The sequence below is a fragment of the Pelomonas caseinilytica genome (genome assembly GCF_021353235.1).
GTDB lineage: Bacteria > Pseudomonadota > Gammaproteobacteria > Burkholderiales > Burkholderiaceae_C > Pelomonas > Pelomonas caseinilytica.
The window spans coordinates 321,437-346,276 of record NZ_JAJTWT010000005.1 but is presented as its reverse complement, the minus strand read 5'-3'; the positions used below and the strand labels follow the sequence as shown (position 1 = coordinate 346,276).

The following is a 24,840-nucleotide window of genomic DNA, read 5'->3' as shown; positions in this document are numbered from 1 at the left end:
GCGGGGTCAGTGTGCTGCGAGGAAGGGGGAGGACACCGTGCGCGCCGGGCGCAGCGGGGTCGCGTCGGAGGCGGCTTCGAGGGCCGCTCCGGGGGGCGCGGCGAGCAACAGCTCGCGGGCGAGGTGGCGCAGCTCGGGCGTGAGCGGCGCGTGGTGGGCGGTGCGGGGGTCCAGGCAGGCCCAATCGCGCAGCACCGCGCCGAGGAAGCCGTCGGCGCAGGAGTGCAGCTGTTGCGCGATGCGGGTGGCCACGCGCAACTGAGGGTGGCAGGCCATCAGCAGACTGTAGACCATCAGCCCGGCCCGTTGTGTGAGCCATTTCATGCCGGCGTAGGCTTCGGTGACGCTGGCCGGCTCGGTGTCGGCCAGCAGCAGCGGGCGCACCTCGCGCAGGGCGACGACCCGGGCCAGTTCGGCCGCCGGCGCGTGCAGCAGGATGACGTCGGCCTGGGGCGCGGCGTCGGCGACGGCCTCCAGGAAAGCAGCGGCCGAGCCGTTGGCGTTGATGTAGCGCAGCGGCAGGCCGCGCGCCGCCAGGTAGGACACCCGCGGCGACAGGCGCTCCACGCAGTTGGACAGGTCGACCTGGGCCAGCTCCGAGGGCTGGGGCGAAAGCTCGCCGGCATCCACCACCAGCGTGTGCAGGCCCAGTTCGCCGAAGGCGGCGCACAGGCCCTCGAGCAGCACGCCGGCGCCCATGACGCGCGGATTGCTGACGACCGGCACGAAGCGGGCCTTGGAGGCGGCGAAGAGCCGCCGCAGGCCGTGGGCTTGATCCATCATGTCTGCCCCTCGTCCAAGGAGTACCTTGGCCGGTCCCCCGCGGGGACGGCGATGCTTGCGGCATTGAGCCGCAAGCACATCGCCAAGGCGGGCCGGCATGGGAGCGGCCCGGCGCTCGGCCCGCTCAATACACATGTGGTGTGCGTCATCAGTGGATGGCCCTCGTGCCGTCGCTGAGCGGCGCGCCAGCGAAGATGAGGTTCACGTCGGTGTTGTCCATGCGCCAGGCACCCGAGGCGGCACCCTTGAGCGCCCGCTGCACGAGGGCCGTGCTGGGCAGGCGGTGCCAGTCTTCCGGCACGCGCTGGCCGTTGGCCACGCCCAGCACCTTGAGTTTGTGGCGGATGAGGGTGTCCAGCGCTGGAGCGAGCTTGACGGCTTCGTCGATCTTGCTGAGCACCACGCCCTCGCAGGCCGCGCCCTTCCAGGCCGCCACCACGTCCTCGATGGTCTCGCCCTGCTGGGCGGCATTGATGACGAGCAGCTTCTTGATGCTCGGGTGGGCCAGCATCTCCAGCAGCTCCTGGGTGCGGCTGTCGCGCTGCGCCATGCCAGCGGTGTCGATGAGCACCAGCTTCTTGCTGGACAGCAGGTCGAGCAGGTCGTCGAGCGAGGCGCGGTCGTGCGCGGTGTGCACCGGCACGCCGAGGATGCGGCCGTAGGCGCGCAGCTGTTCGTGGGCGCCGATGCGGTAGGCGTCCAGCGTGATCAGGCCGAGCTGGCCGGCGCCGTACTTGGTGGCGAAGTGGGCGGCCAGCTTGGCGGTGGTCGTGGTCTTGCCGACGCCGGTGGAGCCGATCAGGGCGAACACGCCGCCACGGTCCTCGATGGCCGGGGCGGCCTCGTCGGTCTGCAGGTTGCGGGACAGCACGTGGGCGGCCCAGGCGGTCTCGTCGGCGGGGTCGGTCGGCGAGCCGGCACGGAAGTCCGACGGGCAGCTCTCGGCCAGCTTGCGCACGAGGGCGGGGCTGAAGCCTAGTTCGAGCAGCTTCTGGGTCAGGCGGGCCTGCACGGGCTGGCGCTGCAGCTTCTCCATGAAGGCCAGCGAGGAGAAGCGCTCCTCGATCAGGCCGCGCATCTGGCGCAGTTCGGCCGCCATGTCCATCTGGCTGCGCTGGCTGGCGCTGGGCTGGCCGGGCAGGGGCAGCGGCTCGGGCATGGCGACGTCGCCGAGCTGGGGCACGGCGCGCTGGGCCACGGCGGGCGGGATGCGGATCTCGTCGCGCAGCACCGGCGGCGCGGGGCGGGGCTGGGGCTGGGCCGGCGCGGCGGCACGCTTGGGTGCCAGGGCGGCCATGGCTTCGGCGGCGCGGCGCTCGCGCTGGGCGCGCGCGGCGTCCAGGGCGGCGACCGGCGGCTGCTGCGGGGCCAGCGGCGCGGACGGCGCCGCGGGGGCGGCCAGCAGCGGGTCGGGCTGGCCGTTCATCTCGGCCTGGCGGCGGCGCAGCACGCGCTCGCGAACATAGTCCTGGAAGCTCAGCGTGCTCATGGCCAGTTGCTCCACGTCCTGGCGCACCTCGGGGGCGCCGAAGCTCGGCTCCTGGCGCTGGGCGCGCTCGGCCAGGCTCGCGCGCTGCGGCTGGGCGGCCGGCTGCACGGGCGGGCGGGCCGCCGCGCGCGGCGCGGTGGCGGCCATCTGCTCGATCTGGCCCATGCCTTCGGGAGCCATCGCCAGCACCTCCACGCCTTCCGGCACGGACTTGTTGGACAGCACGACCGCGTCGGGGCCGAAGGCCTGCTTGACGAGGGCGAGGGCCTCGCGGGACGTCCTCGCGGTGAACTTACGGACATTCATGCTGTGCCTCCGATGATGGAGCCGATGCGGATGGTGTGGGTCTCAGGAATCTCGCTGTGGCCGAGCACCTTCAGGCGGGGCGCGGCGCGCTTTAGCAGCCGGGCCATGGGCGCGCGGATCAGGTCGGGCACCAGCAGCGTCGCAGGCACGCCGCGGTCTTCCTGCTTCTGGGCCGTCTCGGCGGCGCTGCGGGCCAGGGTGTCGGCTACGCCCGGGTCCAGGGCCGCGCCGTGCGGCGAGTTGAGCGCCTGGGTGACCAGGCGCTCGAGTTCGGGCTCCAGCGCGATGACGTCCAGCTCCTTGGTGCTGCCGTAGATCTGCTGCACGATGGCCGGCGCGATGTGGGTGCGGATGCGGCGGGCCAGCTCCTGCGGGTCGGTCGCCGTGGGCGCGTTCTCGGCCAGGCATTCGACGATGGAGCGCATGTCGCGCACGTGCACGCCCTCCTCCAGCAGCAGCTGGAGCACGCGTTGCAGGGTGGCGATGCTGACCATCTTGGGAATCACGTCTTCGATCAATTGCGGCGCCTGCTTGGTGAGGTGTTCCACCAGGGCCTGCGTCTCCACGCGGCCCAACAACTTGGCCGCGTGCACTTGCATCAAGTGTGAGAGGTGGGTGGCCACGACGGTCGAGCAATCAACCACCGTAAACCCGCTCATTTGGGCCATCTCCTTGTGGCGCTCGTCGATCCACACCGCCGGCAGGCCGAAGGCGGGGTCGGTCGTCGCCGTGCCGATGAGCTTCTGCGTGGCATGGCCAGGGTTGATGGCCAGCCACATGCCCGGGTAGGCCTCGGCCTCGCCGACGACGGCGCCGCGCAGCGAGATGCGGTACTGGCTCGGGCGCAGCTCGAGGTTGTCGCGGATGTGCACCGGCGGCGGCAGGAAGCCGACCTCCTGGGCGAACTTGCGTCGCACGCCCTTGATGCGCGAGAGCAGGTCGCCCTCCTTGGTCTTGTCCACCAGGGTGATGAGGCGGTAGCCCACCTCCAGGCCCAGGGTGTCGACGGGCACCAGGTCCTCCCAGCTCGCCTCGGCCGAGCCCTCGCTGGGCGGCATGATGGGCTTGACGGCCTTGGCGGCCTCCAGGGCCTGCTCCTTGCTGCGCAGCCACCAGGCCAGATAGCCCATGCCGCTGGCGATGAGCAGGAAGACGATGTGCGGCATGCCCGGGATCAGGCCGAGGGCCCCGATGACGGCGGCCGTGATGGCGATGCTCTTGGCCGAGCCGAAGACCTGCTTGCCGATCTGGCTGCCGATGTCCTTGTCCGTGCCCACGCGCGACACCACCATGGCGGCGGCCACCGAGATCAGCAAGGCCGGCACCTGGGCGACGAGGGCGTCGCCGACGGCCAGCAGGATGTAGCTGTCGGCCGCCTGCCCGGCCGACAGGCCGTGCTGGGCCACGCCGATGACGAAGCCGCCGACGATGTTGATCGCCAGGATGAGCATGCCGGCCACGGCGTCGCCGCGAACGAACTTGCTGGCACCGTCCATGGAGCCGAAGAAGTCCGCTTCGTCGCCCAGTTCGGCGCGGCGGCGCTTGGCCTCGGCCTCGTTGATCAGGCCGGCGTTCAGGTCGGCGTCCACCGCCATCTGCTTGCCGGGCATCGCATCCAGGGTGAAGCGCGCGCCGACCTCGGCGATGCGCTCGGCGCCCTTGGTCACCACGATGAAGTTGATGACGACGAGGATGGCGAAGACGATGAGGCCGACGGCGAAGTTGCCGCCGATCAGGAAGTGGCCGAAGCTCTCAATGACCTTGCCCGCCGCGCCGGTGCCGGTGTGGCCCTGCAGCAGCACGACGCGCGTGGAGGCCACGTTCAGCGACAGCCGCATCAGCGTCGTCAACAGCAGCACCGTCGGGAAGGCCGCGAAGTCCAGCGGCTTGATCATGTGGGCCGCCACCATCATGACCATCACCGCCATGGCGATGTTGAAGGTGAACAGCAGGTCCAGCACGAAGGGCGGCAGCGGCAGCACCATCATCGACAGCACCAGCAGTACCGCGATGGGCGCGCCGAGCGCAGCGATGACGCCGGCACGCGGACCGAGCAGGGCTTGGAGTTTGGCGGTGAGCTGGTTCATGCGGCAGATCGGGTCTCAGCCGCATTCTTCTTGGCGGCTCGCGAGACTTGAGCCGGAGAAAGGGCGTGAAAACCGGGCTGTTCTCGCCCGCCGCCGCCCGTCACGCTCACTCCGTGAAGTCTTCCTCGGGCTCGGGCGCCCAGCCCGGCTTGTTGTGCGGATCGAGCTCCGGCGGCACATGCGGCTTGGGCATGTCGGGGCGCGGCGCATGGCGCGAGGCCAGGGCGGCGCGCAGCTGGTAGACGTAGGCCAGCACCTGCGCCACGGCGCCGAACAGCGCGGCGGGGATCTCGTGGTCGAGCTTGGCGTGGGCATAGAGGGCACGGGCCAGCACCGGCTGCTGCAGCACCGGGACCTTGCTCTCCTTGGCCAGGTCGCGGATCTTCATGGCCAGCAGGTCGGCCCCCTTGGCGACAACCTTGGGCGCGGCCATCTTGCCTTCCTCGTACTTCAGCGCCACGGCATAGTGAGTCGGGTTCATGACGACGAGGTCGGCCTGGGGCACGGCGGCGAGCATGCGGCGCTTGGCCATCTCGCGCATGCGGGCGCGCATTTTGGCCTTGACCTCGAGGTTGCCTTCGACCTCCTTGAGCTCCTGCTTGGCCTCCTCGCGGCTCATGCGCAGCCGGCGCAGCCAGAGCTGGCGCTGCAGCGGCACGTCGATGGCGGCGAAAAACGCCAGCGCCACGGCCAGCAGCCCGAGGCCGCCCATCAGCTGCTGGCCGGCATAGGCCAGGGCCGACGGCAGGGGCACCGACATGATGCCGACGAAGGCCTCCAGGCGGTCCTTGAGCACCAGGGCGCCGACGCTGCCCAGCACCAGGGCCAGCAGTACGGCCTTGAGCGCCGTGCCGAAGCCCTGGCCGGTGAACAGCCGCCCCAGCCCCGCGATCGGGTTCATGTGCGAGAACTTGGGCGCCAGGGGCTTCATCGTCCAGTTCCAGCCCCCGCTGGCCAAGTTGGCCGCGACGCCCACCATCATCAGCAACACGGTGATCGGGCCGGCGACGGCAGCGAAGGCCAGGGTCATCTCGACGAGGCGTTCGGCCATGAAGCCGCTCCTGGCGAGCTGACGGGCATCGAAGTGCAGGCCGGCGACCAGCGTCTGGCGCAGCTTCTCGACGATCTGGGGGCCACCTACGGCCAGCACGGCCCCTCCGGCGACCATCATCGCGAAATGCGGCAGGTCGCGCGAGCGCGGCAACTGGCCCTCGGCCCGCGATCTCTCGATCTTCTTGGGCGAGGCGGGTAAGTTGCGGTCCTGTGCGTCGTGGTCGGCCATGGCGGTGCTGCAGCGCTGGCTCGCATTGTTCGAGGCCGACCGCCGAACTTGAGCGGGAAAAGCGGGTTGCTCGGCGGCCAATTCCGGGCCACGGCGCCGCTCGGCCCGTCCGGCGTGCAGGAATGCCGCCTCCGTGGTGGCAAGCGGCCGCCGTGCGGCGGTAATCTGCATCCATGGCCTTCGCCCCTGCCCGCCTGATCGCGCTGACAGCCGCACTTTGCGCGGCTTGCGGCGTCGGCGGCGTGCGTGCGCAGGCGGGCGCGCCGCTCGCCATCGAGTACCGCGACAAGCCGCCCTACAGCTACACCGAGGCCGGCCGACCCGCTGGCTTCCTGATCGAGCGCACCGTCAAGCTGCTCAAGCGCGCCGGCATCGAGGCGCGCTACGCCGAGGTGCCCATCCGCCGCACGCTGCTGAACCTGCAAGGCAACCAGACGGCGCTGTGCTCGCCGGGCCTGTACAAGATTCCGGAACGGGAGGCCTACGCCCGCTTCTCGCTGCCCATCCACCGCGACCGGCCCCACGTCGTGCTGGCCCACGCGGCCATCGCGCCGGAGATCCGCGCCATGCCGCGGCTGGCCCAGCTGTTCGCCGACCCCAGCCTGCAGCCGGGGCTGCTGGACGGCGTGTCCTACGGCGAGCAGCTCGACCAGGCGCTCTCGGCCACCGCCCGTCCCGCCGTGCGCGCCCAGCTCACGCCGCTGCAACTGGCTCGAATGGTGGCGGCGCGCCGCGTGGACTACATGCTGATCGACGAGGAGGACCTCGCCTGGCTGCGCAAGGACGCGGAGTTCGCACCGCTGCCGCTGGTGCGCATCGAGTTCGCCGACATGCCGCGAGGGCAGCTGCGCTACCTGGCCTGCTCACAGCAGGTCACGCCCCAGGTGATGGACCGCATCAACAAGGCGATCCGGGAGCTGCTGCCCGAGGTGCAGGGCGACTGACGCCGATCTTGCTTCTCGGTTGTCCATGCCGCATTCGCGGCGACTGCGACGCATGAACCGAATGCGCAAACGCAACCACAGAGGCACAGAGCCACAGAGACAAAAGCTCTATGTTTCCTCTGTGCCTCCGCGCCTCTGTGGTTGCCTTTGAGCCGCGAATGCCGATGACGGAATGCAAAGAGCCGGCGCGAGGCCGGCTCTTCAGCACGCGGACGGGTTCAGAAACCCAGGCTGGCCAGCAGGTCGTCCACCTCGCCCTGGTCGGCGACCACGTCGGTGCGGCCTTCCGGGTTCACGACCGGGCCCTGGAGGATGTTGGGGTCGACCTTCTCGCGCTGCTCGGGCGGCACGACCTGCACCAGCAGCTTGACAAGGCTGTCTTCGAGGTCGTTGGCCAGGGTCACGACCTTGGCGACGACCTGGCCGGTCAGGTCGTGGAAGTCCTGGGCCAGCATGATGTCGGTCAGGTGGGCGTCGATGCGCGCGGTGCGGCTCTCGACGTCCTTGACGAAGTTCATGACGGCACCGCTGGCGACGGCGCGCACCGGGTCGGCCACGATGGCCGCGGCCATGTCGCGCGTCGCCTGGCTGATGCCGGCATGCTCGGCCTTGGCCTGGTCGACGGAGTTCAGCACCTTCTCGGCCGCGGCGGCCGTCTTGGTGGCGATGTAGCTCAGGCGGCTGCGGGCGTCGGGCAGGCCGTCGGTCGCCACCTGCAGCTTGGGCATCACGCCGAGCTGCTGCATGGTGTCGTGCAGCACCCGGGTGATGGTGCCCAGTTGCTGGAAGACCTCGGGCGAGACGATCAGCGGGTCGGTGCCGACGGTGCTCAGTTTGGCCAGTTGTTCGATGGACATGGCGCCGCTCCCGTCAGGCCGCAGCGGCCAGCTTCTGCATGATCTTCTGGACCTTTTCTTCCAGCGTGGCCTTGGTGAAGGGCTTGACGATGTAGCCGGCTGCGCCCGACTGGGCGGCCAGCACGATGTCTTCCTTGCGGGCCTCGGCGGTCACCATCAGCACCGGCAGGTGCTTGAGGTTGGCATCCGCCTTGATGGCCTTCAGCAGCTCGAAGCCCGTCATGTTGGGCATGTTGATGTCGCTCACGACGAAGTCGAACTTGGAGCCCTTGAGCATGTTCAGCGCTTCGACGCCGTCTTCGGCTTCTTCGCAGTTGTTGTAGCCGATTTCCTTGAGCAGGCCGCGCACGATGCGGCGCATGGTGGAGAAGTCGTCGACGACCAGGAATTTCATGTCAGCGCTCATGGCGATCCTCTTTCTCGGCGGGCAGGATTCAGGGGTCAGCCCGCAGTCTAGTTTCTAGCGAGCCGGCGCCTGCGACTGAGTTTGCGGCATTTTGCCGCTGGGCGGCACTTGCGTGGCGCTGGCAGCCGCGGGCTGGGCCGGCTCGGCCTCGCCCTCGGGCTCGTCGGGCAGGTTCTTGAGCACGGCGTCCTCGGCATCACGGTTCATCACGATGATGCTGATGCGCCGGTTCAGGGGGCTGTTGGGTTCCTTGGCGTCGAGCAGCTTGCTGGCCGCCAGGCCCTGCACGCGCAGCATGCGGGCCTCGGGCAGGCCGCCGGCCACCAGTTCGCGGCGCGAGGCGTTGGCGCGGTCCGCGGACAGCTCCCAATTGCTGTAGCCCTTGTCGCCCGCGGAGAAGGGCTGCGCGTCGGTATGGCCTTCGATGGTGAGGCGGTTGGGCACCTCGGTCAGCACGTTGCCGAGTTCACGCAGCAGCTCGCGCATATAGGGCTTCACGACCGCGCTGCCGCTGTCGAACATGGGGCGGTTGCCCTCGTCGACGATCTGGATGCGCAGGCCTTCCTTGGTCATGTCCAGGCGGATCTGGCCGCCCAGGGCGGCGAGCTTGGGGTTCTCGGACAGCACTTCCTCGACCTTGGTCTTGAGCTGCTCCAGACGCGATTTCTCGGCGCGCCGCTGCTCTTCCTTCAGCGCCCGCAGCGTGTAGCTGGCGCGCTTGGCGGCGCTGTCGCCTTCCTTGACCTGGCCGGTCTCGCGGGTGAGGTCCTTGCCGCCGCCGCGCACGATGCTGGACGAATCGCCCGAGCCCGAGCCGCCGAGCATGGCGACCTTGAGCGGCGACTGGAAGAACTCGGCGATGCCCTTCTTGTCGCCCTCCGTCGTGGAGCCGAGCAGCCACATCAGCAGGAAGAAGGCCATCATGGCCGTCACGAAGTCGGCATAGGCGATCTTCCACGCGCCGCCATGCGCCGCGTGGCCGCCCTTCTTCACCTTCTTGATGATGATGGGCTGGAGCTTTTTCGCATCACCAGCCATGGCGTTCTCCTATGGCTAAAGAACACAGCCACAGAGGCACAGAGGCACAGAGAAGTCCGGGCCTCTCTGTGCCTCTGTGCCTCTGTGGCCGTATTGCTTGGGCGATGGCGCGCATCACTTCTTCTTCACGTGACTCTCGAGCTCGACGAAGGTCGGCCGGTCGCCCGAGAACAGCACCTTGCGGCCGAACTCGATGGCCACCTGCGGGGCGTAGCCCTGCATGCTGGCCAGCAGCGTGGTCTTGATGCACTGGAATTCCTTGCCGGCGTCCTCGACCTTCTGCTCCAGCAGGCCCGCCAGCGGCTCGGCGAAGCCGTAGGCCAGCAGGATGCCGAGGAAGGTGCCGACGAGGGCCGAGCCGATCATGCCGCCCAGCACGGCCGGCGGCTGGCCAACCGAGCCCATGGTGTTCACCACGCCCAGCACGGCGGCCACGATACCGAAGGCCGGCAGGCCGCCGGCCAGGCGCTGCAGCGCGGCCACGGCGGCGTGCTCTTCCTGGTGGTGGGTCTCGATCTCGCTGTCCATCAGCGACTCGATCTCGTGGGCGTTCAGGTTGCCCGACACCATCATGCGCAGGTAGTCGGTGATGAACTCGGTGACGTGGTGGTCGTTGCCCACCGTCGCGTACTTCTGGAACAGCGGGCTGCTGTGCGGGTCCTCGACGTCCTTCTCGATGGACATCAGGCCTTCCTTGCGGGCCTTCTGCAGGATGTCGTACATCAGCGCCAGCAGCTCCATGTAGCGGGCCTTGCTGTACTTGCTGCCCTTGAAGCACTGACCCAGGCCCGCCGCCGTCGCCTTCACGACCTTCATCTGGTTGTTGGCCAGGAAGGCGCCCAGGGCCGCACCGAAGATGGTGATCATCTCGAAGGGCAAGGCGTGCAGGACGACGCCGATGTTCCCGCCGTGGGCGATGAACACGCCGAAGATGCAGGCCATGGAGACGGCCCAGCCGATGATGACGAACATGAGTGAACGAGTTGAGGGTGTTCAGGCCATATCGGCCCGATGCCGGGGGGGCTTGAGGAAAGTATGCCGTGCAGCCCCCGGGGCGAAGCCTTCAATTGGCGGGATTTGACGCAGCAAACCGCCCAGGGCGGTAAAGCCACACGAACTGGCCGTTGCCCAGGCGCCAGCTGGTCACGGGCTCCACGCCGGGCACGGCGAAATCCAGGCTCACCAGCCAAGCGCCGGCCGTGAACTCCGCACAGGCCTTGGCCCAGACGCGGGGCATGGATTCGGGCCGCTGGAAGACATAGACGAGGGCGAAGCCCCCCCAGTCGTCGGCCCAGAGGTCACCACGGCGGACGCTGGCGCCGCGGGCCCGCCAGCGCGCCAGCAGGGCGAGCGGCCGGCTCCACTCCACGCCCTCCACCCGCGCCTGCGGATAGGCGCGCTGCAGCTCACGCAGGCCGTCGCCCGCGCCGCAGCCGGCATCCAGCACCCGGGCGCCGGGCGGCAGCGGCGCAAGGCTGGAGAGCTGCTCAAGCGCACCGCGCGGTGTCGGAAAGATGGGCGCTTCGCTCCAGCTGCGGCGCGGGTAGAGCCACCAAAGCAAGGCCAGGGGCAGCAGCCACACCACGCCCGGCGCCCCGCCCTGCCCGCCCAGACCGAGGACCAGGGCCGAGACCGGGAAGCCGAGGGCGGCGATCAGGCGGCGCCAGCGCTGCGGATGCAGCAGCGCCAGCCCGGCGCCCACCAGCATGCCGCCGATGAGCGCGGCCTCGCGCCCCCAGCCCAGCAGCGCCGCATGGGCGATCCAGGCGGCCACCCACACCCACAGCGCCGACAGCGGCCAGGCCGTGGCGAGCCGCTTCAACACGGCGCGGGGTGGGCGGCCCGCAGGGCGGCGGCCTCGTCGGGGCGGCCGGTGCCTTCCAGCACCACGGCCAGGTTGTGCGCGGCCAGGAAGCTGCCGCGGCCGGCCACGGCGCCGGGCTGGTCGGGCCGCTCGCCCAGCGCCAGGCAGCGGCGCCAGGCCGCCTCGATCATCGGCAGCAGTTCGCCGGCCTGTGCCGGCTGGCTGGCGGCCAGGTCCAGCAGCAGGTCGCCGAGGGCGAAGAAGAAGTCGGGCGACTCGTCGCCCGCGGCCATCTGCGACTGTGCGAAGTCCATGGCGTCGGCATGCCTGCCCAGGCACTTGAGCGCGAAGAGGCGGCGCGCCACCAGGTCCATCCACCAGGGCGACGCCGCGGCGCCGGGCAGTTCGCAGGCGCGGGCGAAGCCGGCCTCGGCGGCCTCGTGCTCGTCGTAGACGGCGCAGTCCTTGCCGAGCTGGTACCAGAGATAGGCGTCACCGGGCGTCTCGGCCAGGGCGCGCTCCAGCAGGCGGCGGTTGCGGCCCCGCTTGCCGGCCAGCCGCTCGGCCACGTAGCCGTCATGGCCCACCACCAGGGGCAGCCGGCGCACCGGCAGCGCGTGGCGGGGCTGCTCGTGCACGCGGCCGGCGTAGCGCACCGCGCCGGGCAGCACCCGGCTGAGCCAGGCGATGGCTTCGCCGGCCCGGTCCGCGGCGAGGTCAAAGCGGTCGCGCAGCTGCAGGGCCCCGACGAAGCCGGGCGGCGTCCCGCGCAGCGCCCGCAGGGCTTCGCCGCCGGAGATGAGCCACTCGTCGGCGTCCAGCACCAGGTGCCAGTCGGCGCCGGCCAGGTCTAGGGCACGGTTGCGGGCGGCGGCGAAGTCGTCGCACCAGTCGAAGCGCTCGACCCTCGCCCCGTGGGCGGCTGCCACGGCCGTCGTGTCGTCCACCGAACCAGTGTCCAGCACCAGCATCTCGTCGACCCAGGGCCGCACGCTGTCCAGCAGCCGCGCGATGCGGGCCGCCTCGTCGCGCGCGATCACGACGAGGGCCAGGCGGCACGGCGGGGCGGCAGCGTTCATGGCGCGATTGTCCGCATGCCCGCCCGGCCGTGAAGGCAGGTCAGGACCGGTTTTTCCCCGCTTCACGGCGCATCGGAGCCCGCGCGCGAGACCTAGAGTGCCAACCTCCTCCACAGCCCGCGAGGCTCCCCATGATCCCCCGCACACTGCATGTGATCTGGGTCGGCGACGAATCCAAGCGCCCCGACAACTGCATCGACACCTGGCGCCGCCACAACCCGGACTGGACGCTGCGCGTCTGGGGCAATGACGACCTGGCCAACTATGGCTGGATCAATGCGCGCCACATGCGCGAGATGGCCGGGCGCGAGCTCAACGGCGTGGCCGACCTGATGCGCTGGGAGATCCTCTATCACGAGGGCGGCTTCGTGGTCGACGCCGACAGCATCTGCCGGCGCCCGCTGGAGCCCTGGCTCTTCGAGGGCGAGGCCTGCGCCTCGTGGGAGAACGAGCTGGTGCGCCCGGGGCTGATCGCCGCGGGCTATGTCGCCTCCATCCCGGAGAACCCCTTCTTCGGCCAGATGATCCTGGACCTGCAGAAGATGCCCACCGTCGTCGACCGCATGGCCTGGCAGAGCGTGGGCCCGCTGTTCCTGACCGAGGAAGTGCGCCTGCAGCGCTACACGGGCCTGACGATCTGGCCCAGCCACTTCTTCATCCCGCGCCACTTCACCGGCCTGGAATACAGCGGCGGCGGCAGCGTGTTCGCCGGCCAGGAATGGGGCAGCACGCTGGGCAAGTACGACGAACTGCACAAGAGGAAGGTCGCATGAGCACCCAACCCGTACTCGCCGCCGAGCGCAAGGACGCGGCCGACCTGCCGGTCTCGCCGCTGGAATACGCCCACCAGCGCTACTTCGTGCAGAAGGTCAAGGTCGGCGAGGACTTCGTCGGCGTGCCGCGGCTGGACGCTTTCGTGGCCCTGTGCGAGGGCCGGCGCGTGCTGCACGTGGGCTGCGTGGACTGGCCCATCACCGACCTCAAGCGCTCCCTGCACCTGCAGCTGGATGCCCACTGCGAGCTCGACGGCTTCGACATCCATGGCGAAGCCTTCGAACTGATGCGCCCGCACTTGAAAGGCCGGCTCTACAGCGACTGGGCCGACGTGCAGGGCCCCTACGACACCGTGCTGGTGCCGGAGGTGATGGAGCACGTGCCCGACGTGCAGGGCTTCCTGCGCCAGCTCGACGCCCTGGGCGCCTCGCAGTACCTCATCACGGTGCCCGACGCCTACTCGTGCTTCCGCCGCCACTTCGACTACAACAGCGGCGCCCAGACCTTCGTCGAGGTCGTGCACCCCGACCACAACTGCTGGTACACGCCGTTCACGCTCTCCAATGTGATCCGCAAGTACACGCCCTGGCAGATCGACGGCATGTTCTTCTTCAACGGCATCTCGCTGCTGGCCGTGGCCAGCCGGCCCGAGGCCGGAGCGGCCGCCGAGTGACGCCCGCCGCCCTGCGCCGCCAGGCCGAGGCGCTGCGCCATGCCGGCCGCGCCGCCGAGGCGGTGGACCTGCTGCTGCAGGCCCTGGCCCTCGCGCCCACCGAGGTGGACACCTACCTCCAGCTCGGCTTCGCCCTCCAGGCCCTGGGCCTGCACAGCCAGGCGGCCGAGGCTTTCCGCACGCCCGCGCTGCTGGAGCCCGGCAGCGTCATGGCCCAGGGCTACCTCGTCCATGCCACGCAAAAGGCGGCGGACTGGACCCAGCTCGATGCCGACCTCGCCGCCCTGCGCGCCGCCCTCGCTGCCAAGCCGGCGGGCGCCGACGACGAATTCGGCATGCCCTTCGCCCTGGTGGGCCTGCCACACAGCCGCCAGGAACTGAAGCAGGCCGCCGGGCTGGCCAGTCGCCACGTGGCCCGGGGCCTGCGCCCGCTGCCGCCGCGCCGGCCCGAGGCACGCCAGCGCCTGCGCGTCGGCTACCTGTCGGCCGACTTCCACGCCCATGCCACGGCCGCGCTGATGGCGGACCTGCTGGAAAGCCACAACCGCGATCGTTTCGACGTGCGGCTGTACTCCCATGGCCCCGACGACGGCTCGGCTCTGCGGCAGCGCGTGCGCGGGGCGGCCGAGCACTTCGTCGACGTGACGCCGCTCGACCTCGCCGCCACGGCGCAGCGCATCCGTGCGGACGGCATCGACATCCTCGTCGACCTGAAGGGCCACACGGCCGGCAGCCGCCTGGCCGCCCTCGCCTGCCGGCCGGCGCCGGTGCAGGTGAGCTGGCTGGGCTTCCCGGGCACCAGCGGCGCAGGCTATGTGGACTACGTCATCGGCGACCCCGTCGTCACGCCGCTGGGCGACGCCGCCGACTACAGCGAATGCATCGCCCAGCTGCCCCGCTGCTATCAGCCGCAGGACCGCCAACGCCGCCCGGGAGCCGCGCCCTCGCGCGCCCAGCTCGGCCTGCGGGACCACGCCCTGGTGCTGCTGGGCGCCAACGCCGTGTACAAGATCACGCCGCCGCTGTGGGCCGCCTGGATGGAGGTGCTGCGCCGCCTGCCCGAGGCCCAGCTCTGGCAGCTCAGCGGCGGCGACCAGGCCGACGCACGGCTGCGCGACGCCGCGGCCCAGGCCGGCATCGAGCCCGGGCGCCTCGTCTTCATGCCGCCGGTGGGCATGGACGAACACCTCGCGCGCCTGCAACAAGCCGACCTCGCCCTCGACAGCTGGCCCTGCAACGGCCACACCACTACCAGCGACGCGCTGGCGGCCGGCGTGCCGGTCGTGACCCTGAAGACGAACGGCTTCCCCGGCCGGGTGGCGGCCAGCATCCTCGCCGCCGCGGGCCTGCAGAGCTGCGTCACCCTGGATGCCGGGGCCTATGTGGAGCGGGTGTGCGCGCTTGGGCGCGACGGCGCCGAAAGGCGGGCCCTGCACGAGCGCATCGCCTCGCGCCCCGAGGGGCTCTACGACACCCCGCGCTTCGCGCGCGAGCTGGAGGCGCTGTACCAGCGCATGTGGGAGCGGGCCCTCCAGGGCCTGCCGCCGGCCGCCTTGCCGGCCTGATCCAGGGCGGGGCCTGGCCCCGGCCTGCCGATCAATGCATCTGGATGGAGCCCTGGGCGCGGCCCTTGCCGGCGCGAGCGGGCGGGTTGCACAGGCCGCAGACGAAGTGGCGTGCGATCTCGTGCGGGTGGGTGACGAACTGGCCGTTGCACTTGGAGCACTTGGTCAGCGTCAGCATGCCGTTGTCGACGAACTTCACCAGGCGCCAGGCCCGCGTCACCGACAACATCGCCTCCAGGCCCTGGGCCTGGGTCTGCTCCTGGTAGAGCTGGTAGGCCTTGATGACGGTGTCGATCTCGTCCATCTCCGCGGCCTTGTTCAGGTACTCGTGGATGTTCAGGAAGAGGCTGGCGTGGATGTTGGGCTGCCAGGTCATGAACCAGTCCGTCGAGAAGGGCAACTGGCCTTTGGAGGGCGACTTGCCGCTCACCTCCTTGTACAGGCGCAGCAGGCGCTCGTAGGACAGGTCGGTCTCGGACTCCAGCACCTGCAGGCGGGCCCCGAGGTGGATCAGCTGGACGGCACGCTCGATCTGCCTGGCTTCGGTGAGGATGCTCTTGACGCGCATGGCGGGCTCCGGAATCTGTGACTGAATTGGCAGCGAAGGGGGCGGAAGGTCAGGCGTGCTCGTGGCGGCCGGCCATCAGGATGGAAGCGTGCAGGCGGCTGACGCTCTCGTTCGCACCCGGCTTGCTGTGGTTGGTCAGCAGGCCCCACACCAGGTCGTCGCTCATGCGGAAGGCGCACAGCAGCGTGTTGCCGGAAGCGATCTTCATGATCTGTGCCGGGCTCAGCGTGGAGATCAGGGTCGCCGTGTCTTCGCTGATGCCTAGGCGATACAGGGCCTGCTCGCGGTCGGCGCGGATCAGGCTCTGGGCCAGCATCAGGTAGGACAGGTTGGCTTCACGGATCTCGGCGAGCATTTGGTCGGCGTTCATGGCGGGCTTCCGTTTCAGAGGTAGAGGGGCGTTGCGGATCAGTGAAACGGATTGTGTTGACCCCTCTTCTTCTTCGATATCAGGTTCTGTCGGTGCGCGGCGTCCACTTTCGGAGCAGGCCTTGTCAGCGAAATTCCTACACGCGCGTCGGGCAGGCGCCGCTCACTAGTCCACTGCGTCGGGGAAATGACACCCCCGCCGGGGCGTAAAGGCAGGCAGGCAAGGCGCGAGGAGGCCGTGGGTCGGGACCCACAACGACGAGCAACGCTGAATGCCTGCCTTTACGCCCCGGCCCGCAGGGTGAGGTCCCAAGCCGGCCCACTCGGCGTTACTCGGCCTCGCCGGGGCCCGACCCCGGCTGCGCCTCGCGCCTTGATTGGGCCGGCTTGGGACCTCACGGGGGTGCCATTTCCCCGACGCAGTGGACTAGCTAGCACCGGGGCCCCGGCAGCTTGCGCTGGCGGGGCCCCGTGAGGGAGGAGGGCGGGCCGTGTCAGGCGCGGGCGCGCTTGAGCCGCTCGAGCTCGATCATGGCGACGGGCACCAGTTCCGGCGCCTCGGCCTGCAGGCTGTCGCGGCCGGCGCCGCTCTGCAGTTCCGTCAGCACGCCGATGGCGCGGTCCGTCTGGCCCAGCCCCGAAAGGGCGAAGGCCAGGGTGTAGAGGCTGGGGCCGTGCTGGGTGCGCGCCTGCAGCGCACGGTCGGCATAAGCCGCGGCATGCTCCAGCCGGCCGGCGGCCAGCAGCAGGGCCGCCATGTCAGACAGCAGGTCGTGGCTCATGGGCTCGCCCTGCAATGCGTCGTACAGCACGCCCAGGCCGCCGCCGAGGTTGCCCTTGGCGGCTTCCGCGTAGGCGGCGTTGCGGGCGCGGGCCAGCAGCATCGCCGGGTCGTTGGCCGGGACCGCGACGGGACGGTGGCCGTTGCGGGAGGTCGTGCGTTGGGCGGTCGATGAAGCGCGCATGGCGGGGCTTTCGTTCCGGCGCAGGGGTTCGGCCGGGTTGGAGCGCACTTTAGGAAGCACCCCGGCCGGCGATCCCGCGAAAAGCCGGGGCTTTGCGGGCCGCTTTCCCGGCCGGCGGCCGATCCGACGAACAAGCACCTGCATCGCCTTTTATTCAAAAGATCACGGCCTTGACAAATCGGGCTAAAGAAACTTCCCCCGCGCACCGATAGCCAACTCAACGCACTCGCCAAACGGGTTCGTGGTCCGGCTGGAAGGCCGAGGTGGTGTGACGCCGTTCACAGGTGGCGTCACGGGCTTCAACGGTTGACTGGCGTCGGGCGTCGCTCAGGAGGGCGCACCGCAGGGTGCGCTCGATGGAGCAGCACGGGTGCCGCACCCGGGCACTCGGGTCTTCGTCCGGCGCTATTGCCGGGTATCTCAAGCTGAAAGGAAGCGCATCATGGCCTCTGTCATCAACACCAATCTGCTGTCGCTCAATGCGCAGCGCAACACTTCGGCCTCGCAGTCGTCGCTGGCCACCTCGCTGCAGCGCCTGTCCTCGGGTCTGCGCGTCAACTCCGCCAAGGACGACGCCGCCGGCCTGGCCATCTCCGAGCGCCTGAACGCCCAGGTGCGCGGCTCCAACGTCGCCATCCGCAACGCCAACGACGGCATCTCGCTGTCGCAGACGGCTGAAGGCGCGCTGGCCAAGGTGAACGACTCGCTGCAGCGCATGCGCGAGCTGGCCGTCCAGGCCCGCAACGCCACCAACACCAGCGCCGACAAGGACTCGCTGGACAAGGAGTTCGGCGAACTGTCCAAGGAAATCCAGCGCGTGCTGGGCGGCACGACCTTCAACGGCCGCGCCATCCTGTCCACCGACTCGGGCACCCAGACCTTCCAGGTCGGCGCCAACGTGACGAGCAACGACCGCATCGACGTCGCCACCTCGAACATGACGACCGCGACGGAAATCACGACCGTGGCCGGCACCGACAACACCGGTGCAGGCCGTGCCGTGATCGACAACACCGCGACCGGCACGACGATCGACGGCGTCATCTCCAACATCGACACCGCCATCAACAAGGTCAGCTCCGAGCGCGCCACGCTGGGTGCCGCCCAGAACCGCATGGACCAGGTCATCTCCAACCTGCAGATCTCGGTGGAGAACCAGAGCGCCGCCAAGAGCCGCATCACCGACGCCGACTTCGCCCAGGAAACGGCCAACCTCTCCCGAGCCAACATCCTCCAGCAGGCAGGCAACGCGATGATCGCCCAGGCGAATCAGATTCCGTCGCAAGTCCTGTCCTTGCTTCGATGAAGCCGGGCCAGCACCGCTGGCCCTGAGTGAAGCGTCCACTGCGAAGACGGTCACCCTCACGCCACCAGCACAAGCACCTTGAACGCCACCCCGCCAGCGCGGGGGGCGTTTTTTAGGCGCCGTGTGAAAAAAGGATTCAAGTCAATCCATCGTGCCGACGATAAGCATCTCAACGGGTTCGCGATTCACTCGAGGACTACGTACCAGACGCCCTCGTCAACGAAAGGATTGAGTCATGCCCCAAGTCATCAACACCAACCTCGCCTCGCTGAATGCCCAGCGCAACACGGCGATGTCACAGTCGTCCCTGGCCGTGTCCATGCAGCGCCTGTCCTCAGGCCTGCGCGTGAACTCCGCCAAGGACGATGCGGCCGGCCTCGCCATCGCCGAACGCATGAATGCGCAGGTGCGCGGCTCGCAGGTCGCCATCCGCAACTCCAACGACGGCATCTCGCTGGCGCAGACGGCCGAAGGCGCCCTCGCCAAGGTCGGCGACGCCCTGCAGCGCATGCGTGAGCTGGCCGTGCAGTCGCGCAATGCCACCAACACCAGCGCCGACAAGGACTCCCTCGACAAGGAGTTCGGCGAGCTCGCCAAGGAAATCCAGCGCGTGCTGGGCGGCACCACCTTCAACGGCAAGGCCGTGCTGGCCACCGAGTCGGGCACCCAGACCTTCCAGGTCGGCGCCAACACCACCGCCAACGACCGCATCGACATCGTCACGAGCAACATGACGACCGCGACGGAAATCACGACCGTCGCCGGCACGGACAACACCGGCGCCGGCCGGGCTGTCATCGACAACACCGCCACCGGCACGACGATCGACACGGTCATCACCAACATCGACACGGCGCTGGACAAGGTCAACGGCGAACGGGCCACCCTGGGCGCCTCGCAGAACCGCTTCGACGCCGTCATCTCCAACCTGCAGGTAGCCGTCGAGAACCAGAGCGCCTCGCGAAGCCGCATCATGGATGCCGACTTCGCCCAGGAAACGGCCAACCTGAGCCGCGCCCAGATCCTGCAGCAGGCCGGCAACACCATGGTGGCCCAGGCCAACCAGCTGCCCCAGCAAGTGCTGGCCCTGCTGCGCGGCGGCTGAAGCCGCCGGGCAGCCCCCGCGCCGCGCACCGGGAGGTGGCGGCGCGGAGCCTTTGAATAGCCGTGGTTTGGGCCCTTGATCGGGCTTTTGGGACGGCAGCGCATCCGCAGAATTCGGTCCATCGAGTCTGGCATTTAGAGCCGGCTCGGCGACTGACCCCAGGAGTGCGCGATGCCCCAAACCATCAACACCAACATCAACTCGCTGAACGCCCAGCGCAATCTGAACGCCTCGCAGAGTTCGCTCGCGACGTCGATGCAGCGCCTGTCGTCCGGCCTGCGGGTGAATTCCGCCAAGGACGACGCGGCGGGCCTGGCCATCGCCGAGCGGATGAACACCCAGGTTCGCGGCATGAACGTCGCGATCCGCAACGCGAACGACGGCATCTCGCTGGCGCAGACCGCTGAAGGCGCGCTCGGCAAGATCGGCGACAACCTGCAGCGCATGCGTGAGCTGACGGTGCAGGCCCGCAACGCCACCAACAGCAGCTCCGACAAGGACTCGCTGAACAAGGAGTTCGAGCAGCTCGGCTCCGAAATCTGGCGCATCGTCAACGCGACGACCTTCAACAGCAAGCCCATCCTGGCCGACACGGCCGGCGTGGCGGCGGGCACCGGCCAGACCTTCCAGATCGGCGCCAACACCACGGCCAACGACTCCATCACCGTCACGGCCCTGGACCTGACGCAGGACCCGGCCGTCACGGCCCTGCTGGGCACCGGCACGACGCCCTTCCCCGCGCTGATCGACAACACGGCCGACTTCGCCGCCCTGGGCACCGTCATCAACAACATCGACACGGCCCTGGACGCGGTGAACAACACCCGTGCCACCTACGGCGCCATCCAGTCGCGCTTCGATGCCGTGATCTCCAACCTGCAGGTCGCCGTCGAGAACCAGACGGCCGCCCGCAGCCGCATCATGGACGCCGACTTCGCCCAGGAAACCGCCAACATGAGCCGGGCGCAGATCCTGCAGCAGGCCGGCAACGCGATGGTGGCCCAGGCCAACCAGTTGCCCCAGCAGGTGCTGCAGCTGCTCAAGTGATGAGAAATTTGTAACCGGGGCCTCAAGTTCCGGCGCACACTGGCCGATATCGCCTTGGCATATCGGCCTTTTTTGCATTGCTGACCCATGGCCACCATCACATCCCTCGGTATCGGAAGCGGTCTCGACGTCGAATCCATCATCACCAAGTTGATGGCGGTCGAGCAGCAGCCCATCAACAACCTCAACAAGAAGACCGACGGTCTCAAGACCCAGCTGTCGACCTACGGCCAGATCCAGAGCACGCTGTCCACCCTGCGTGACGCGGCGGCCAAGCTGACCAACCCCGACACCTGGGCCGGCACCAAGACGACGTCCAGCGACGCCACGGCCATCACGGCCAGTGCCTCGACGGGCGCGGCCATCGGCAACGTCTCCATCAGCGTCAGCCAGCTCGCCGCGGCCCAGACCCTGGCCTCCTCGACCTTCACGAGCAGCACCGCCACCGTCGGCCAGGGCTCCATGACCATCGAGCTGGGCAGTTGGGCCACCGACACCAATGGCGTCACCAGCTTCACGTCCAAGCCCGACGCCACGCCCGTCACCATCACCATCGGCCCCGGCCAGGACCAGCTCGGCCAGATCCGCGACCAGATCAATGCCTCGGGTGCCGGCGTCACCGCCGCCATCGTCACGGACGCGACCGGCTCGCGGCTGACCCTGACCTCCCGCAACACCGGTGAGACCAATGCCTTCCGCGTGACGGTCAACGATGCCGACGGCAACGGCGGCGACGCGTCCGGGCTGTCCCAGCTCGCCTACGACCCGAGCAACTCGGTCAGCCAGATGTCGCTGAGCCTGCCGGCCGCCAATGCCCGGGCCATCCTCAACGGCCTGCCGATCAGCTCCGAAAGCAATCTGCTGGCTTCCGCCATCGACGGCCTGAACATCACGCTGCTGAGGACGACGCCGCCGGTCAACATCAGCGTCAGCCAGGACGCCGATGCGATCAAGAAGGCGGTCAGCGATTTCACGACCGCCTACAACGCCGTCAACCAGCTGCTGCGCAACCAGACCAAGTACGACGCAGCAAGCAAGACGGCCGCGCCGCTGCAGGGCGACTCCACCGCCGTGGGGCTGAACAACCGCCTGCGCGGCATCGCCGGCGGCAGCACCTCGCTGAGCACCAGCCTGCACCGCCTGGCAGACATCGGCCTGGCGCCCGGCTCCGACGGCAACCTGCCGACGGCCGGCGCCAAGCTCGACAAGGCCATGTCCAACCTGGCCGACCTCAAGCAGTTCTTCATGGCCGTGGACAACACCAACGACGGCAACAGCGGCTTCGCCACGCAGATCCGCAACCTCGTCGACCAGGCCCTGAGCGTGGACGGCAGTGTCTCCAGCCGCCAGAAGGGCATCCAGGGCGAGATCGACAACAACAACAAGCGCGTCGACGACCTGAACCTGCGCGCCTCCTCGACCGAGACCCGGCTGCGCGCCCAGTACTCGGCCCTAGACACCAAGATGAGCCAGTTCAGCAGCCTTTCCAACTACCTCACCCAGCAGCTGGCCTCGCTGAACAAGTGAGCGGCCGGTGGCGGCAGGCAGGCGGGCGACCCCAGGGGTCGCCCTTTTTCTTTGCAGTCGCGACAAATAAGCTCACAGTCCAGCCATCTTCCGGGACCTGACGGCTCAAGTCCGCGAGGCACAGGCCGAAAAACAGTCAACAACGACGACGCCTCAGGCCCCCAACATGTACGGCAACATGTCCTCCCCCTTCGCAGCACGCAACCAACGCGCCAACCTCTACGCCAAGGTCGGCCTCGAGACCGACGTGCAGGCCGCCAGCCCGCACCGCCTCGTGGCCATGCTGTTCGACGGCGTCTTCGATGCGATGAACCAGGCCTGCGTCGCCATCCAGGCGCAGAACGTCGAACTCAAGGGGCGCTCGCTGAGCCGCGCCGTGCGCATCCTCGACGAAGGCCTGCGCGCCGGGCTGGACCTGTCCGCCGGCCAGCTGGCCGCCGACCTGCGCGAGCTCTACGGCTACGTCTGCACGCGCCTGACGCAAGCCAACCTGCACAGCGACCTCGCCGCCGTCGAGGAATGCCAGCGCCTGCTGACCCCCGTGCGCGAGGCCTGGATGGCCATCGCCGGCACGCCCGCCGCCCAGGCGGGCCAGGCCCAGAACGTGCCGCGCGCCGCCTGAACGCCGGCCCAGCGCCGCCCCCATTCCGCAAGATCACCGGTGACCCCGCAATGAACTCCGAACTGCTCAACTACTACGAGGCCATCGAACAGGCCAGCGCCGACATGCTGTCGGCGGCCCGCACGGGCAACTGGGACGAAGTCGTGAAGCTCGAAGGTGCCTGCGTGCTGCTGATCTCGCAGCTCAAGGCCGCCGCCCACCAGCAGCAGCTCGCGCCGAACGAGTCCGCGCTGAAGACGCGCATCATGCAGCGCATCCTCGTCAACGACGCCGAGATCCGCCACCTGGCCGAGCCCTGGCTGGAAGACCTCGACCACGTGTTCAAGGGCAAGAGCCGGATGGTGCACTGACCCTCCCCCGGCTTCGGACCGCCGCTCCTAAGCGGATTACCATGCGGGCCATGTCCGCGACCGAAGCCGCCTCCGAGGAGTTCCGCGTCACCGCTGCCGCCGAAGTGGTGGCCTATCTGCAGCAGTTGCAGCGCGAGAACGCCAACATCCTCCTCAACGGCCCGCCGCGCTGGAGTCTGGCCAGCCGCATCACCACGCTGGACGCCGCGGCCGACGTGCTCGGTCTCGAGGTCGGTGCCGACCCCGAAGGCGCCAGCGAAGCGCTGGTGGCCAGCGGTGAGATCACCGCCGTGGCCTACCTCGGCGCCATCAAGCTGCAATTCGAACTGGACGATGCCGTCCTCGTCAGCGGCGAGCAGGGCACCGTGCTGCGCAGCCGGGTGCCGACCCGGCTCTACCGCTTCCAGCGCCGCCAATCCTTCCGCGTGCAGCCGGCCGGCAGCATCTACCCGCGCGTCGTCCTGCCCGGCGGCAGCGCCCCCGGCCGCGCGCTGCGCGTGCTGGACATCAGCATCGGCGGCCTGGCGCTGGCCCTGCCGGCCGACCCCGCCGCCGAAGCGGCACTGCCGGTCGGGCAGCCGCTGGACGGCCTGGTGCTGGAGCTGGATCGCATCACCGCCCTGCGCATCGCCCTGCTGCCCCACCACGCCAGCCCCATCTCCGGCTCCGCGCCTGAGCCTGGCGGCACGCTGCAGCTCGGCTGCGCCTTCATCGATCTCGACTCCACCGCCACGCGCGCCCTGCAGGTCTATGTGGATCAGACGCAAAAGCGCCGCCGGCTGCTCAAGCTCGACCCATGAAGGCCGCCCGCGCGCGAGGCTTCACCTTGATCGAGGTGGCCGTCACGCTGGCCATCGTCGGCATCATCCTGGCCGTGGCCGTGCCGACCTATGCGAGTTATCTCGCCCGCCAGCGGCTGCGCCACGTCGCCGAACTGCTGGAGCTGGACCTGCGCCGCGCGCGGGAGCTGAGCGTCAACGAAGGTCGCAACGTCCACGTCAGTTTCCACAGCGGCCCGCAGTGGTGCTGGGGCGCCAGCCGCCAGGCGCCCTGCGACTGCGCCACCGCCCAGCCGCGCTGCGAACTCGGCGGCGTCACGTCGCGCGACCACAAGGGCATGCTGCTGCAATCCGGCCAGGGCATCACCTTCGAAGCCGGCCTCGGCCGGGCGCTGGGCTGGTCCCGCATCGGCATCTCCAACGAGCGCAACCAGCAGCTGCACATCGACCTCAACCCCCTCGGCCGGCCCGCCATCTGCGGCACCGACGCGCGCAAGGGAAGTTGTTGACCGGCCCGAAGCCGCCACGGTGTTCGGGCCGAGCGCCGGGCCGCCCCAAGCCGGCCCGCCTGGCGATGTGCGAGCGGCTCGATGCCGCGAGCATCGCCGTCCCCCAGGGGGACCGACCAGACCGGCACGCGTGCAGCGGCCGGGCTGGGCGAGGGGCTCGTCACACTTGCATGTTCATGATTTCGGAGTAGGCCGAGACCAGCCGGTTGCGCACCTGCAGCGTCGCCTGGAAGCCGATCTGGGCCTTCTGCATGGCCACCATGGTCTCCTCGAGGCTGACGGTCGGGTTGTCGAGCTGCACCTCGCGCTGCAGCCTCGCCGCCTCGTTCTGCTGGGCGCTGACGCCCTTGAGCGCCTGGGCCATGGCGTCGCCGAAGCTCGCGCCCGAGGTGGCCGCCGGCTTGGCGGACAAGGGCTGGCCGCTGACGCTCAGCCCCGCGCGGGCGGCGGCCTGGGCGAAATCGAAGGGGCGCAGCTTCATGTCCATGGGTCGGCACTTTGGCAGCAAGTCACGCGCACGAAGCCCGGAGATGGGCGGGCAGCATCGGCCACTTCGGCGCTTTCTTGAGGGTGGCGCCACGAATAATTTGCGCCATCGGTCGATCC

General features: G+C 69.4%; 26 protein-coding genes. 12 read left to right on the top strand and 14 right to left on the bottom strand.

The window, feature by feature from the left end:
• Positions 1–6: 6 nt before the first annotated feature.
• From LXT12_RS14415 to LXT12_RS14400, 4 genes are all read right to left on the bottom strand, one after another.
• A complete protein-coding gene (locus LXT12_RS14415; protein WP_233392877.1) occupies positions 7–783 on the bottom strand; it encodes a MinD/ParA family ATP-binding protein in 777 nt (258 codons plus the stop codon).
• Between the two features lie 148 nt (positions 784–931).
• On the bottom strand, positions 932–2,578 hold the full coding sequence (gene flhF / locus LXT12_RS14410) for a flagellar biosynthesis GTPase FlhF (protein WP_233392876.1): 1,647 nt from the start codon (positions 2,576–2,578) through the stop codon (positions 932–934).
• A complete protein-coding gene (flhA, locus tag LXT12_RS14405; protein WP_233392875.1) occupies positions 2,575–4,665 on the bottom strand; it encodes a flagellar biosynthesis protein FlhA in 2,091 nt (696 codons plus the stop codon). The genes flhF and flhA overlap by 4 nt, the downstream gene beginning before the upstream one ends.
• 106 nt (positions 4,666–4,771) lie before the next feature.
• Positions 4,772–5,947: an EscU/YscU/HrcU family type III secretion system export apparatus switch protein gene (locus LXT12_RS14400; protein WP_233392874.1), complete on the bottom strand. Its 1,176-nt coding sequence runs from the start codon at positions 5,945–5,947 to the stop codon at positions 4,772–4,774.
• A 173-nt stretch (positions 5,948–6,120) separates the two neighbouring features.
• On the opposite strand from LXT12_RS14400, the gene LXT12_RS14395 reads away from it, so the two are divergent.
• Positions 6,121–6,891, top strand: a complete 771-nt coding sequence (locus LXT12_RS14395) for a substrate-binding periplasmic protein (RefSeq protein ID WP_233392873.1) — start codon at positions 6,121–6,123, stop codon at positions 6,889–6,891.
• A gap of 218 nt (positions 6,892–7,109) precedes the next feature.
• On the opposite strand, the gene LXT12_RS14390 is transcribed toward LXT12_RS14395, so the two are convergent.
• The 6 genes from LXT12_RS14390 to LXT12_RS14365 all read right to left on the bottom strand — a co-directional run bounded on the left by LXT12_RS14390 (position 7,110) and on the right by LXT12_RS14365 (position 12,075).
• Positions 7,110–7,748: a protein phosphatase CheZ gene (locus LXT12_RS14390; protein WP_233392872.1), complete on the bottom strand. Its 639-nt coding sequence runs from the start codon at positions 7,746–7,748 to the stop codon at positions 7,110–7,112.
• A gap of 13 nt (positions 7,749–7,761) precedes the next feature.
• On the bottom strand, positions 7,762–8,154 hold the full coding sequence (gene cheY / locus LXT12_RS14385; protein ID WP_233392871.1) for a chemotaxis response regulator CheY: 393 nt from the start codon (positions 8,152–8,154) through the stop codon (positions 7,762–7,764).
• A gap of 54 nt (positions 8,155–8,208) precedes the next feature.
• Positions 8,209–9,192, bottom strand: a complete 984-nt coding sequence (gene motB, locus LXT12_RS14380; protein WP_233392870.1) for a flagellar motor protein MotB — start codon at positions 9,190–9,192, stop codon at positions 8,209–8,211.
• 114 nt (positions 9,193–9,306) lie between these two features.
• Complete coding sequence (gene motA, locus LXT12_RS14375) at positions 9,307–10,164, bottom strand: flagellar motor stator protein MotA (protein WP_233392869.1); 858 nt, start codon at positions 10,162–10,164, stop codon at positions 9,307–9,309.
• A 91-nt stretch (positions 10,165–10,255) separates the two neighbouring features.
• Positions 10,256–11,017, bottom strand: coding sequence for a class I SAM-dependent methyltransferase (locus LXT12_RS14370; protein ID WP_233392868.1), 762 nt, complete (start codon positions 11,015–11,017; stop codon positions 10,256–10,258).
• Positions 11,011–12,075: a glycosyltransferase family 2 protein gene (locus LXT12_RS14365; RefSeq protein WP_233392867.1), complete on the bottom strand. Its 1,065-nt coding sequence runs from the start codon at positions 12,073–12,075 to the stop codon at positions 11,011–11,013. Before LXT12_RS14365 ends, LXT12_RS14370 begins: the two co-directional genes overlap by 7 nt.
• Positions 12,076–12,206: 131 nt before the next feature.
• On the opposite strand from LXT12_RS14365, the gene LXT12_RS14360 reads away from it, so the two are divergent.
• Genes LXT12_RS14360 through LXT12_RS14350 form a run of 3 tightly spaced genes read left to right on the top strand, consistent with a single transcriptional unit; the run spans position 12,207 to position 15,087 of the window.
• Positions 12,207–12,848 carry a glycosyltransferase family 32 protein gene (locus tag LXT12_RS14360; protein WP_233392866.1) on the top strand — a complete coding sequence of 214 codons (642 nt, stop codon included), beginning with the start codon at positions 12,207–12,209 and terminating at the stop codon, positions 12,846–12,848.
• Entirely contained in the window at positions 12,845–13,522 is a 678-nt protein-coding gene (locus LXT12_RS14355; protein WP_233392865.1) for a class I SAM-dependent methyltransferase, read from the top strand. The genes LXT12_RS14360 and LXT12_RS14355 overlap by 4 nt, the downstream gene beginning before the upstream one ends.
• Positions 13,519–15,087 carry an O-linked N-acetylglucosamine transferase, SPINDLY family protein gene (locus LXT12_RS14350; RefSeq protein ID WP_349255028.1) on the top strand — a complete coding sequence of 523 codons (1,569 nt, stop codon included), beginning with the start codon at positions 13,519–13,521 and terminating at the stop codon, positions 15,085–15,087. Before LXT12_RS14355 ends, LXT12_RS14350 begins: the two co-directional genes overlap by 4 nt.
• A gap of 31 nt (positions 15,088–15,118) precedes the next feature.
• On the opposite strand, the gene flhC is transcribed toward LXT12_RS14350, so the two are convergent.
• The 3 genes from flhC to LXT12_RS14335 all read right to left on the bottom strand — a co-directional run bounded on the left by flhC (position 15,119) and on the right by LXT12_RS14335 (position 16,989).
• Positions 15,119–15,655 carry a flagellar transcriptional regulator FlhC gene (gene flhC / locus LXT12_RS14345; protein WP_233392864.1) on the bottom strand — a complete coding sequence of 179 codons (537 nt, stop codon included), beginning with the start codon at positions 15,653–15,655 and terminating at the stop codon, positions 15,119–15,121.
• A gap of 49 nt (positions 15,656–15,704) precedes the next feature.
• On the bottom strand, positions 15,705–16,025 hold the full coding sequence (flhD, locus tag LXT12_RS14340) for a flagellar transcriptional regulator FlhD (RefSeq protein WP_233392863.1): 321 nt from the start codon (positions 16,023–16,025) through the stop codon (positions 15,705–15,707).
• 493 nt (positions 16,026–16,518) lie between these two features.
• Positions 16,519–16,989, bottom strand: a complete 471-nt coding sequence (locus tag LXT12_RS14335) for a tetratricopeptide repeat protein (RefSeq protein ID WP_233392862.1) — start codon at positions 16,987–16,989, stop codon at positions 16,519–16,521.
• 442 nt (positions 16,990–17,431) lie between these two features.
• On the opposite strand from LXT12_RS14335, the gene LXT12_RS14330 reads away from it, so the two are divergent.
• From LXT12_RS14330 to LXT12_RS26925, 8 genes are all read left to right on the top strand, one after another.
• Positions 17,432–18,295, top strand: a complete 864-nt coding sequence (locus LXT12_RS14330) for a flagellin N-terminal helical domain-containing protein (protein ID WP_233392861.1) — start codon at positions 17,432–17,434, stop codon at positions 18,293–18,295.
• Between the two features lie 235 nt (positions 18,296–18,530).
• On the top strand, positions 18,531–19,400 hold the full coding sequence (locus LXT12_RS14325) for a flagellin N-terminal helical domain-containing protein (RefSeq protein ID WP_233392860.1): 870 nt from the start codon (positions 18,531–18,533) through the stop codon (positions 19,398–19,400).
• Between the two features lie 171 nt (positions 19,401–19,571).
• Positions 19,572–20,447, top strand: coding sequence for a flagellin N-terminal helical domain-containing protein (locus LXT12_RS14320; RefSeq protein ID WP_233392859.1), 876 nt, complete (start codon positions 19,572–19,574; stop codon positions 20,445–20,447).
• A gap of 87 nt (positions 20,448–20,534) precedes the next feature.
• Positions 20,535–21,974, top strand: a complete 1,440-nt coding sequence (gene fliD / locus LXT12_RS14315) for a flagellar filament capping protein FliD (RefSeq protein ID WP_233392858.1) — start codon at positions 20,535–20,537, stop codon at positions 21,972–21,974.
• A 178-nt stretch (positions 21,975–22,152) separates the two neighbouring features.
• Entirely contained in the window at positions 22,153–22,596 is a 444-nt protein-coding gene (gene fliS / locus LXT12_RS14310; RefSeq protein ID WP_233392857.1) for a flagellar export chaperone FliS, read from the top strand.
• Between the two features lie 50 nt (positions 22,597–22,646).
• Positions 22,647–22,946 (top strand): flagellar protein FliT, encoded by a 300-nt coding sequence (locus LXT12_RS14305; RefSeq protein ID WP_233392856.1) that lies wholly within the window; start codon positions 22,647–22,649, stop codon positions 22,944–22,946.
• A 50-nt stretch (positions 22,947–22,996) separates the two neighbouring features.
• Positions 22,997–23,746 (top strand): flagellar brake protein, encoded by a 750-nt coding sequence (locus LXT12_RS14300; protein ID WP_233392855.1) that lies wholly within the window; start codon positions 22,997–22,999, stop codon positions 23,744–23,746.
• The gene (locus LXT12_RS26925; protein WP_304622766.1) at positions 23,743–24,234 is read left to right on the top strand and encodes a pilus assembly FimT family protein; all 492 of its coding nucleotides are present in this window, start codon (positions 23,743–23,745) and stop codon (positions 24,232–24,234) included. Before LXT12_RS14300 ends, LXT12_RS26925 begins: the two co-directional genes overlap by 4 nt.
• 160 nt (positions 24,235–24,394) lie before the next feature.
• Here LXT12_RS26925 and fliE read toward each other — a convergent pair whose 3' ends face one another.
• Positions 24,395–24,721 carry a flagellar hook-basal body complex protein FliE gene (gene fliE, locus LXT12_RS14290; RefSeq protein ID WP_233392854.1) on the bottom strand — a complete coding sequence of 109 codons (327 nt, stop codon included), beginning with the start codon at positions 24,719–24,721 and terminating at the stop codon, positions 24,395–24,397.
• Positions 24,722–24,840: the final 119 nt, after the last annotated feature.

Excerpts from the sequence above, each read along its gene's own strand:
- LXT12_RS14415 (WP_233392877.1), bottom strand. The coding sequence starts at position 783 with ATGATGGATCAAGCCCACGGCCTGCGGCGGCTCTTCGCCGCCTCCAAG.
- flhF (WP_233392876.1), bottom strand. The coding sequence starts at position 2,578 with ATGAATGTCCGTAAGTTCACCGCGAGGACGTCCCGCGAGGCCCTCGCC.
- flhA (WP_233392875.1), bottom strand. The coding sequence starts at position 4,665 with ATGAACCAGCTCACCGCCAAACTCCAAGCCCTGCTCGGTCCGCGTGCC.
- LXT12_RS14400 (WP_233392874.1), bottom strand. The coding sequence starts at position 5,947 with ATGGCCGACCACGACGCACAGGACCGCAACTTACCCGCCTCGCCCAAG.
- LXT12_RS14395 (WP_233392873.1), top strand. The coding sequence starts at position 6,121 with ATGGCCTTCGCCCCTGCCCGCCTGATCGCGCTGACAGCCGCACTTTGC.
- LXT12_RS14390 (WP_233392872.1), bottom strand. The coding sequence starts at position 7,748 with ATGTCCATCGAACAACTGGCCAAACTGAGCACCGTCGGCACCGACCCG.
- cheY (WP_233392871.1), bottom strand. The coding sequence starts at position 8,154 with ATGAGCGCTGACATGAAATTCCTGGTCGTCGACGACTTCTCCACCATG.
- motB (WP_233392870.1), bottom strand. The coding sequence starts at position 9,192 with ATGGCTGGTGATGCGAAAAAGCTCCAGCCCATCATCATCAAGAAGGTG.
- motA (WP_233392869.1), bottom strand. The coding sequence starts at position 10,164 with ATGTTCGTCATCATCGGCTGGGCCGTCTCCATGGCCTGCATCTTCGGC.
- LXT12_RS14365 (WP_233392867.1), bottom strand. The coding sequence starts at position 12,075 with ATGAACGCTGCCGCCCCGCCGTGCCGCCTGGCCCTCGTCGTGATCGCG.
- LXT12_RS14360 (WP_233392866.1), top strand. The coding sequence starts at position 12,207 with ATGATCCCCCGCACACTGCATGTGATCTGGGTCGGCGACGAATCCAAG.
- LXT12_RS14355 (WP_233392865.1), top strand. The coding sequence starts at position 12,845 with ATGAGCACCCAACCCGTACTCGCCGCCGAGCGCAAGGACGCGGCCGAC.
- flhC (WP_233392864.1), bottom strand. The coding sequence starts at position 15,655 with ATGCGCGTCAAGAGCATCCTCACCGAAGCCAGGCAGATCGAGCGTGCC.
- flhD (WP_233392863.1), bottom strand. The coding sequence starts at position 16,025 with ATGAACGCCGACCAAATGCTCGCCGAGATCCGTGAAGCCAACCTGTCC.
- LXT12_RS14335 (WP_233392862.1), bottom strand. The coding sequence starts at position 16,989 with ATGCGCGCTTCATCGACCGCCCAACGCACGACCTCCCGCAACGGCCAC.
- LXT12_RS14330 (WP_233392861.1), top strand. The coding sequence starts at position 17,432 with ATGGCCTCTGTCATCAACACCAATCTGCTGTCGCTCAATGCGCAGCGC.
- LXT12_RS14325 (WP_233392860.1), top strand. The coding sequence starts at position 18,531 with ATGCCCCAAGTCATCAACACCAACCTCGCCTCGCTGAATGCCCAGCGC.
- LXT12_RS14320 (WP_233392859.1), top strand. The coding sequence starts at position 19,572 with ATGCCCCAAACCATCAACACCAACATCAACTCGCTGAACGCCCAGCGC.
- fliD (WP_233392858.1), top strand. The coding sequence starts at position 20,535 with ATGGCCACCATCACATCCCTCGGTATCGGAAGCGGTCTCGACGTCGAA.
- fliS (WP_233392857.1), top strand. The coding sequence starts at position 22,153 with ATGTCCTCCCCCTTCGCAGCACGCAACCAACGCGCCAACCTCTACGCC.
- LXT12_RS14305 (WP_233392856.1), top strand. The coding sequence starts at position 22,647 with ATGAACTCCGAACTGCTCAACTACTACGAGGCCATCGAACAGGCCAGC.
- LXT12_RS14300 (WP_233392855.1), top strand. The coding sequence starts at position 22,997 with ATGTCCGCGACCGAAGCCGCCTCCGAGGAGTTCCGCGTCACCGCTGCC.
- LXT12_RS26925 (WP_304622766.1), top strand. The coding sequence starts at position 23,743 with ATGAAGGCCGCCCGCGCGCGAGGCTTCACCTTGATCGAGGTGGCCGTC.
- fliE (WP_233392854.1), bottom strand. The coding sequence starts at position 24,721 with ATGGACATGAAGCTGCGCCCCTTCGATTTCGCCCAGGCCGCCGCCCGC.